The organism is Methanococcoides sp. (genome assembly GCF_030594565.1).
Taxonomy (GTDB): domain Archaea; phylum Halobacteriota; class Methanosarcinia; order Methanosarcinales; family Methanosarcinaceae; genus Methanococcoides; species Methanococcoides seepicolus.
The window spans coordinates 1-8898 of sequence record NZ_JAUVEY010000092.1; the positions used below are offsets into that span (position 1 = coordinate 1).

Genomic DNA, 8898 nt, shown 5'->3' on the forward strand with positions numbered 1-8898 from the left:
GTTCGATACCAGCCTTGCCAAGAACATTAGCTATCTCATGAGGGTCGATCACAACCGACGTAGTTCCATGTGCCAGTGCCGGTACTGCAAACTGGCTTAAGGTCACCATACTGGATTCAAAGTGAACATGACCATCCATTAATCCGGGACAGAGATATCGACCGGTCACATCGATCATCTCGGTATCATGGCCTTTAAGAGAAGAAACATCCCCGATTCCAACGATGTAACCATCCTTTACCGCAATATCCCTATACAGCATCTCTTTTGTGTTGACATTGATCAGAAGACCACCGAAAAATATAGTGTCTGCCTTGACCTTGCCGGTAGCCGCAAAAACCCTGTCCCTTATATCCATAACAAAATCCATGGATTTACAAAGTATAAGGATATTGCGGCAACAATAAAAAAAAGAACGAGTAGTTCACTTCCAGAATTGCTTGTTCTTGGCATAATTCCTTTCAGCTGCCATTATATCCCTGTAAAAAGTTTCCTCATTTACTCACATCTTCTCGATGACCATTGAAGCTGTCTCGGGACCAACACCCCGCTTGCAAGCACAATAACAGCAAGTTTTCCACTGGCCATTACGATATGAGAATTACGGTAAACCTTCTGGATGCGTTTCACATCCTCCTTTGAAGTCACTTTATTAACATTTCCAATGACATAATCGAGTAAGACCCGGTTTCGTATGATAGTAACTCTTCACCTCGTCTGGAGACTTTACTTACATTGCTAAAGACCAGTTTGCCACAATTATTCCCTAATTTTAACAATTGTACTAAATGAAGTGAAGACGTTATCTGCCTAAATTTATCGTACCGATCGATCGGTTCCTGGCCTTGGTCCCATGTTTTACAGATATGAGATCTGTCACATTAAGTGATTTTTTTAAATGCTACTCGACGACTCGCCCCCCCATGGGAGACTGCCTCTCCATCCGGTACATACGTGATTGAGAACCTGTTAGAATTCTACCTATAGGAAAGCCGACATCCCAACAAATGACCGAGCTGTGATATTCTATTTTGAACTAAAGGGCCTATAGCCCGCAAGATAATCTGTTAAGTGAACAACTGGAAATCGAAAAGTAGTACACCATAACCCCTTCGATCTAACAGCACAGCCCATTATGTTCCAATATCACATTGGTACAGCAAAAAACACTATGAAACCACTGATTCCACCAATTCTAATCGTATTCCGTTTTTTAGAAAAATACCTGGAGCTGTAAAACAATGTCAACAATCACACACTACAGAACATAAAACCGCTTTCATACACCAAATGCCACTACTCTTACCCTCATTCTCAACGAGAACTTTCAGTATACAAAGCCATTGTCATCCTCAACACACATAGAAAACCACAGAATACCAACCACTACACATAGTTCCAGAATACCCCAAACAACGTTCACCAGACAAACTGTGTACTCAGTTCGACTAACCTCGCGATAAAACCTCACTGGCGATCCACCCATAAGTAAGATCCCCATCCCTATCAATAGGATATGTAATCAAAACATAACTATCTATTACATTGGCTCTGTAGAAATCCTTAATATTCGGACAATAATTCAATTTGAAAATATTATGGGATGTGTTGCATGATGCTGGAATATAATTCCAACTCCAGCTCATATATCTTGATTTAGGGAGGTTTTCTACAGAGCCATTACATTATTCTTTTTTGATCTATTTTTTTAGATCGTGTTTGATTCTCTGATATAGCTAAATAGATTATACTTGCATGGTGTCTTTCCTCCGCCGTTTCCTATGGCCTCTATATCAATGATTATTATATCGGGTTAAAATAAGATTGAGAGGGGAAGCATACCAAAGACTAAACAGATAACTCTTTTTTAAGGATAAATGATATATCCTTTTGCTTAATACTTGAAAGAACAATTACAGATTATCGTATCACAAAATAAAATGTGGTACAGCAAAATATATTTACATTAATGCATTTTAGAGTACAAGAATAGCTTATATACTAACAAGCTTATCAAAAGCGTCATTAAGCGCTATACATATCATTTTGATAACTTTGGAAGGTGAATATATGTCATTAGAAACCCCCAGAACACATTATACATCCCAGGTCGACATTGAGCAGATCGGTGATGACAAAGTTACCGTCTGCGGATGGGTACACGAGGTAAGAGACCTTGGTGGTATCTGTTTCGTGGTCGTACGTGACCGTGAAGGCAGAGCCCAGATCACACTTGTAAAGAAGAAGATCGACAAAGAGATCTTCGATGCTGCAAGAAAACTGGTACGTGAGTCCATAGTAGCAGTCACAGGCACAGCAAAACCGGAAGGTAAAGCACCTAATGGCTACGAGATCATCCCTGAGTCTATAGTCGTTCTCAATGAAGCTGAATCCCCATTGCCAATGGATACCACCGGCAAGGTGGATGCTGAACTTGACACACGTCTTGACTCAAGGTTCATGGACTTAAGACGCGAGAGAACCACTGCTATCTTCAAGATACGCCATGAGGTCCTCAGGGCTGTCAGGGATTTCCTTACAAAGGACGGTTTTATCGAGACATGCAGTCCAAAGGTAGTTGCAACAGCAACCGAGGGCGGTACATCTCTTTTCCCTATCACATACTTTGACAGGGAAGCATTCCTGAACCAGAGTCCTCAGCTCTTCAAGCAGATACTCATGTCAGGCGGACTTGACAAGGTATTCGAGATCGGTCCTATCTTCAGGGCAGAAGAGCATGATACCCGCAGACACCTTAATGAAGCTACATCCATCGATATTGAAGCAAGCTTCCTTGACCATTTCGATGTCATGGAGATCCTCGAGAACATGGTCGCTTATGTTTATGAGCAGGTCATTGAGAACGAAGCAGCTTCCCTTAAAGCACTCGATATCGAACTTAGTGTACCAAAGACACCATTCATGAAAGTTCCATATAGCCAGGCTATTGACATCGTCAATGCTGAGAGCGAGGAAACGGTCGAATGGGGCGGTGACCTCGGAACAGTTGCAGAACACACCATCGGTGAGCATGTTTTCAAAGAGACCGGAGAATTCCATTACTTCATTACCGACTGGCCGACAGAGATCAAGCCGTTCTATGCAATGCCTTATGAGAACAACCCACTTATCTCCAAGTCATTCGATATGATGCACAGGACGATGGAACTCTCATCCGGTGCTCAGCGTATCCACCTTCATGATATGCTAAAAGCAAGGATCGAGTCACAGGGCCTTAATTCCGATGGCTTCGATTTCTACCTGCGTGCATTCAAATATGGTATGCCACCACACTCCGGCTGGGGTATTGGCTGCGAGCGTCTTGTTATGACAATGCTCGGTGTAGAGAATATCCGTGACACTGTTCTGTTCCCAAGGGACAGGAAGCGATTGTCTCCCTGATGTGGGGACAACTCCCATATTTCATTTTTAATGGAAGGGATATTCATGAAAGAAAGAAATGCAAATGCATCAAGCTCTGAAAAGGAAGCTGCAGGCAATGCTGCTGCCAGTCTTGTGGAAGATGGTATGATAATCGGTCTTGGTACCGGTTCAACAACGGCTTTCGCAATCGCAGAAGTTGGCAGACGTGTACGCGAAGAAGGATTGAACATACTTGCAGTTGTTACATCATATCAGGCAGAAATGCTTGCAATCGAAGCTGGTGTGCCACTGACAAGCCTTGCAGAACATCCTGTTCTTGATCTTGCGATAGACGGTGCTGACCAGGTGGATGCAAAACTGAACGTCATCAAGGGCGGAGGGGCTGCACATACACGCGAAAAGGTCGTTGCACATTCAGCAAAACGCTTCATTGTGGTCGCAGATGAATCAAAGATGAGCGAGGAACTTGATCACTTCGTACCAATTGAAGTGCTTCCCTACGCAAGAGAACTTGCAAAGAAGCAATTCATTGAACTTGGAGGCAAACCACAGATACGTCTGGCTTCCCGCAAGGACGGTCCTGTGATCTCTGATAACGGCAATGTTATCTTTGATGTAGAATTCGGCGTAATAGAAGATGCTGCTGAACTCTCACAGAAGCTATCCGCTTGCGTGGGTGTAGTGGAGCATGGTATCTTCCTGAATACCGATGAGGTCTATGTTGGTATGAAAGACGGTTCAATTAAGATAATTAACTGAACTGGATAATTGATATTTATTCAAAATAAAGAGATTTGCGATTAACTGCTGATTTTTCAAAGAAAAAAATGGGCTGAATTTTTGAGCATTTCTCTTTATTTCCAGTATTGAAATGATTTTTCATGTACTAAATGTTCACTGAAAGCTTCTGCAACTTCCCTGTCAGAAGTGCAGACTGCAACAGCCAGGGGAATCATCTTTATCGTGTACTGTTCTTCCGTTATCCTGATGACTTCAAGTTTTCCTCTTGATTCTTCCCATGTAGCCATATGCTCCTGATGATGGTGGCAGCATCAACCTGTCCGGTTACGACAAAGGTAAAAGCTGATTCACCGTAAGGGTGTATATCTCGGTATTGGCATTGATCTCTTCCAGCATGTCGTTATTCTCAGCGATCTTCGTTGAGATTTTATCTATTGCAAGTCCTTGTCAACCGGACAATATTTCATGGATTTCTACAGAGCTCTAAACCATATTATGCGTATTCATATCAACGTATTTTGATATCGTGCTTGTACTGTTATATTCAGAAACTGAATGAATTTATGCCATATAAATATAGTAATGGAGTTGACAATCCTTTTTTGATTAGATCTTATCGAAAAAATAGGTAAATTTTAAAAAAAAATTCTAATCTAATTAACTTGTTTTGCTGGAATTGTAGATATTTATTTATATTAGACATGACTATGAAATACCGTTATGTTTCATCAAACATAACGCTTCGAACATCGCGATTTCGAATTATGTTGTGCTAAATAGAGCATAACATACATTCTGCCTTTTTGCATGTATGAGAGGATTGGATGGTAAATAAAAAACTGAAGATATTTTCAATATTGCTTTGTTGTATTCTCTTTCTTGGTTGTATCGATTTTACGGAGAATGCAATTACAGACCCGGATACAGTGGGTGATAATGTTACTTTAGATGAACAGGCTGGCAAGGCCTCACTTCTGGTGTACTGCGGAGCAGGAATGCGTAAACCAATGGACGAGATAGGGGAGTTGTTCGAAGAAGAATACGGCATTTCCGTGCGGTACAATTATGCAGGCGCCAATACACTCCTGACACAAATTGAACTCACAGGCGAAGGAGATGTCTACATGCCCGGTGCAACCTATTACTTTGGAATTGCTTCTGAAAAGGGATTGATCGATAATTTCAGCAAGGTAGCATACCATGTACCTGTGATAATCACACCAGCAGGGAACCCTGCAAAAATCAGCACGCTTGATGACCTTGCAAATGATGATGTAGATGTGATACTCGGCGACCCTGAAGCAGTAGCGATCGGTGTCCTCTGCCAGAAGATGCTGACAAACAAGGGAATCCATGAGCAGGTTGAGGAAGATGTCATTGCTAAAAGCGCAACTGTGAATGAACTTGTCACCTACATTTCCCTTGGACAGGCAGATGCATCAATAGTGTGGGAAGACCTGGTAAGGGACAATAAAAATTTCGATGTGATAGAGATATCTGAGGAAGATAACATCATCAAGATAATACCGATCGGTACTCTCAATTCCTCTGAAAATAAAGAAACTGCCAACGATTTTGTACAATTTATAGTTTCGGATGCAGGCAGAGCAGTCTTTGAGGAATACGGATTTGCGCTCTATCCTGATGAAAAGTATGCATATTTAGAGAACAACTGAACGGGTCAGAGAACATAAATTATTACTAAACCAAGCAGGAGCAATTGCATGCAAAAAATGGGATTCAAGCAAACAACACTGTTTCTAATGCTTCTGCTCACTCTTTTCATTTTTTCACTGCTACTTGAGATAATCACTCACACGAGCCCTGCCAGTCTCATTACCAATATTGTATCTCCTGAAATACGATTTGCAATAAAACTCAGTCTGCTAACATCCATAGCATCCACGCTTATGTGCATATTTCTGGCGATACCAGTTTCCTATGCACTTTCAAGGCATGATTTTCCCGGAAAGACACTTATCAGCACCATACTTGATATGCCAATGGCATTGCCTCCTATTGTGGCAGGACTTGGTCTGCTTTTGATCTTTGGGACATCTACCGTAGGTACTTATCTTGCAGGCGTGGGGCTGAAATTCGTATTCACACCTCTTGGGATAGTGATGGCCCAGTTCACCGTGAATATCTCACTGATGCTCAGGATAATGCGCTCAACCTTTGAAGGTATAAATCCGAGATATGAGCATGTGGCTCAGACCCTGGGTTGCACTCCTTTTCAGGCTTTCATAAAAACAACATTGCCTCTTTCAAAGAACGGCATACTGGCAGGCTCTGTGATAACCTGGTCAAGAGGAATGGGGGAATTCGGGGCGGTACTGATGCTTGCTGGTGCCACAAGAATGAAAACCGAAACACTGCCAATAGCCCTCTATCTCAACCTGTCTTCAGGAGAACTGGATCTTGCAATTGCAGCCGCAACGATATTGATATGCATATCAGGTATCACTCTTTATTTGTTTGAACGTAAGGGAGGAATCGCGAAACTATACTGATCTTGCGGTTTGAATGAATATGATAAAAGTAAAGAACCTTTCAAAGAAACTTGGTGATTTTACACTTGAGGATATAGAATTGAGTGTAAAGGAAGGAGAATATTTTTGCATATTGGGTCCTACAGGTTCCGGTAAGACTATACTTCTTGAAACGATTGCAGGCATATATAATCCAGACACCGGTTCCATAATTATTAACGGAAATGATGTCAGCTCCCTGCTTCCGAAGGACAGGAACATCAGTATGGTCTATCAGGATTTCATGCTCTTCCCGAATATGGATGTCAGAAAGAACATTGCATTTGGATTATACTATAACGGGTTTGATAAATCGCAAATTACGGAACTTGCCGAAGAGACTGCTGAAATGTTGGGGATACGGCATCTCCTTGACAGGCATCCTTCAACATTGAGCGGTGGGGAGAAACAAAGGTCTGCAGTCGCAAGGGCGATAATCACTGAACCAAAATTACTGTTGCTCGATGAACCGCTTTCTGCCCTTGACACAGTAACAAAGGTTAAACTGAGGCAGGAGCTCTCACGGATACATCAACTAAAAAAGACAACCACTATCCATGTCACGCATAGCTTTGAAGAGGCATTTGCTCTCAGTGACCGCATAGCTGTCATGCATGGTGGTAAGATTCTTCAGATTGGTACGCCTGATGAGGTATTCAGGAAACCAAATTCCACGTTCGTTGCCGACTTTGTAGGTGTAGAGAACCTGTTCCACGGGAAAGCAGTTATTCAGGGGGATCTTGCCGAGATATCTGTCAATAGACTCAAGGTAGTTTCAAGTACCTTGAAATCAGGGAATGTGAGTCTTTCTATTAGGCCGGAAGATATCCTGATATCGAATGATCCAATTGAATCCAGTGCAAGGAACTCGTTTTCAGGGGTTGTTGCTGAAGTGAGCAGGATGAAGTCAACTGTCAAAGTGGTGATCGATGCAGGAATACCTTTCAGGGTCATACTTACAAAAAGAGACTATGATGATATGGGACTTTCAATCGGAAAGAAAGTTTATCTTACATTCAAGGCATCTGCAACGCATATTATATAAAACGGTACAAAAAGAAGAAAAAAGAAACGATGAGAAAGAATGGTGATTCACATGGAATGATACTTCTTAAAGGTCATGGAATCAACATGCATGTTGATGCTGCTTAACTGCATATCAAAGATGCCAGGTTCACAGCTTCCAGTACGGTGAGTTTGTCATATTTTACCCACACATCCTTAAGACTGATCACTTCTGCCATTAATCCCTCATTCTTTTGTAATGCCCTGTGAAAATGCTTCGGTGATATTGTCAAGATTGTCGATATAATCCTTTGCAAGCGGGTCCACAGTTACCACTTCACCACCAATTGCAGATGCGATCGCTTCAGCACTCTGTGTACTGAATTGTGCCTGGACGAAGATCACGCTGGCACTACAAATGGACCGAAAACAGCTATTTTAGTGGCTAGTATCTGTCCCATTACTACAAGGCCAGCAAATATTCCGATACACATGCCTACGCCATATTTTTCATCAAGATAACAGACGAAACTAGTAGCACCTAACGTTACGATTATCCATAGAATAATTAATTTAATCATTTTTCCTTCTCTTCGTCTGTTTTTTCTTGTATTTTTGGCTCTGTGGAAATCCCGGAAATGCAACTATATTCTAACTATGAATTAGGATTTCCACAGAGCCGAAAAAAGAGTTTCGCTTTTAAATCGAAAAGCAAATTTCAGCAGCTCACTAATATTTAAACCCTTCTATAATAATCCACATTTATCTACAACATTCAACTGTTAACATCTGTTTTAGCTTCCGTCTCACCCATTCCGCAACAAAATGGATGAATATATCAAATCTGAACAACTCACTTTCGATAGCATAAGGACCTCTTTTATCAATTGTAAAATGTTTTCTTTGAAGTGCAACCCACACGTTTTTAAGAAGAAATGAAACCAAAGCATAGAAATATCGAATTGTAGAGGCTTTCTTTTGCGATTGGAAATACATGCGGAGGGAACTTTACCACATATAAATGTATCGTATGATGTCGTTTATATGAGTTTAAACTGAAATTAGCGAACTGCTGAATTTGATAATCTCGATATTGAGGATAGCTTCGAGATAATCTTCAGCTTTCCGCGACAGCATGATCGATACCCTGTTTCACTCTTTGCACATGGTGTTCCGTTATGTTACGACAAGCTCCCACTCCCTTCTTTGTAAGGAGGTATGTCACCCCGCACGAATA

General features: G+C 41.5%; 8 protein-coding genes and 2 pseudogenes. 5 read left to right on the forward strand and 5 right to left on the reverse strand.

Annotated elements, in window-relative coordinates; genetic code table 11:
* Together QAS77_RS11570 and QAS77_RS08320 are read right to left on the reverse strand one after the other, a co-directional pair.
* Positions 1–358 (reverse strand): amidohydrolase family protein (locus QAS77_RS11570; protein WP_331522498.1); only part of this gene is annotated, 358 nt, incomplete at its 3' end.
* Between the two features lie 66 nt (positions 359–424).
* Positions 425–648 (reverse strand): annotated as a pseudogene (locus QAS77_RS08320) (hypothetical protein); the annotation flags it as partial.
* A 1422-nt stretch (positions 649–2070) separates the two neighbouring features.
* Between QAS77_RS08320 and aspS the strand changes: the two are divergent.
* Both aspS and rpiA read left to right on the forward strand, forming a co-directional pair.
* Positions 2071–3402: an aspartate--tRNA(Asn) ligase gene (aspS, locus tag QAS77_RS08325; RefSeq protein WP_305064898.1), complete on the forward strand. Its 1332-nt coding sequence runs from the start codon at positions 2071–2073 to the stop codon at positions 3400–3402.
* 45 nt (positions 3403–3447) lie between these two features.
* Positions 3448–4143, forward strand: a complete 696-nt coding sequence (gene rpiA / locus QAS77_RS08330; protein WP_250868269.1) for a ribose 5-phosphate isomerase A — start codon at positions 3448–3450, stop codon at positions 4141–4143.
* Positions 4144–4238: 95 nt separating this feature from the next.
* Here rpiA and QAS77_RS08335 read toward each other — a convergent pair whose 3' ends face one another.
* Positions 4239–4412 (reverse strand): hypothetical protein, encoded by a 174-nt coding sequence (locus QAS77_RS08335; RefSeq protein WP_305064899.1) that lies wholly within the window; start codon positions 4410–4412, stop codon positions 4239–4241.
* Positions 4413–4949: 537 nt separating this feature from the next.
* Here QAS77_RS08335 and modA point away from each other — a divergent pair.
* Genes modA through wtpC form a run of 3 tightly spaced genes read left to right on the forward strand, consistent with a single transcriptional unit; the run spans position 4950 to position 7701 of the window.
* A complete protein-coding gene (modA, locus tag QAS77_RS08340; protein WP_305064900.1) occupies positions 4950–5801 on the forward strand; it encodes a molybdate ABC transporter substrate-binding protein in 852 nt (283 codons plus the stop codon).
* Positions 5802–5849: 48 nt separating this feature from the next.
* Complete coding sequence (locus QAS77_RS08345) at positions 5850–6638, forward strand: ABC transporter permease (RefSeq protein WP_305064901.1); 789 nt, start codon at positions 5850–5852, stop codon at positions 6636–6638.
* A 13-nt stretch (positions 6639–6651) separates the two neighbouring features.
* A complete protein-coding gene (wtpC, locus tag QAS77_RS08350) occupies positions 6652–7701 on the forward strand; it encodes a tungstate ABC transporter ATP-binding protein WtpC (RefSeq protein ID WP_250868273.1) in 1050 nt (349 codons plus the stop codon).
* Positions 7702–7907: 206 nt separating this feature from the next.
* Here the strand turns inward: wtpC and QAS77_RS08355 are convergent, their stop codons facing one another.
* Together QAS77_RS08355 and QAS77_RS08360 are read right to left on the reverse strand one after the other, a co-directional pair.
* On the reverse strand, positions 7908–8066 hold the full coding sequence (locus tag QAS77_RS08355; protein WP_305064902.1) for a hypothetical protein: 159 nt from the start codon (positions 8064–8066) through the stop codon (positions 7908–7910).
* A 357-nt stretch (positions 8067–8423) separates the two neighbouring features.
* Positions 8424–8636 (reverse strand): annotated as a pseudogene (locus tag QAS77_RS08360) (ISH3 family transposase); the annotation flags it as partial.
* Positions 8637–8898: the final 262 nt, after the last annotated feature.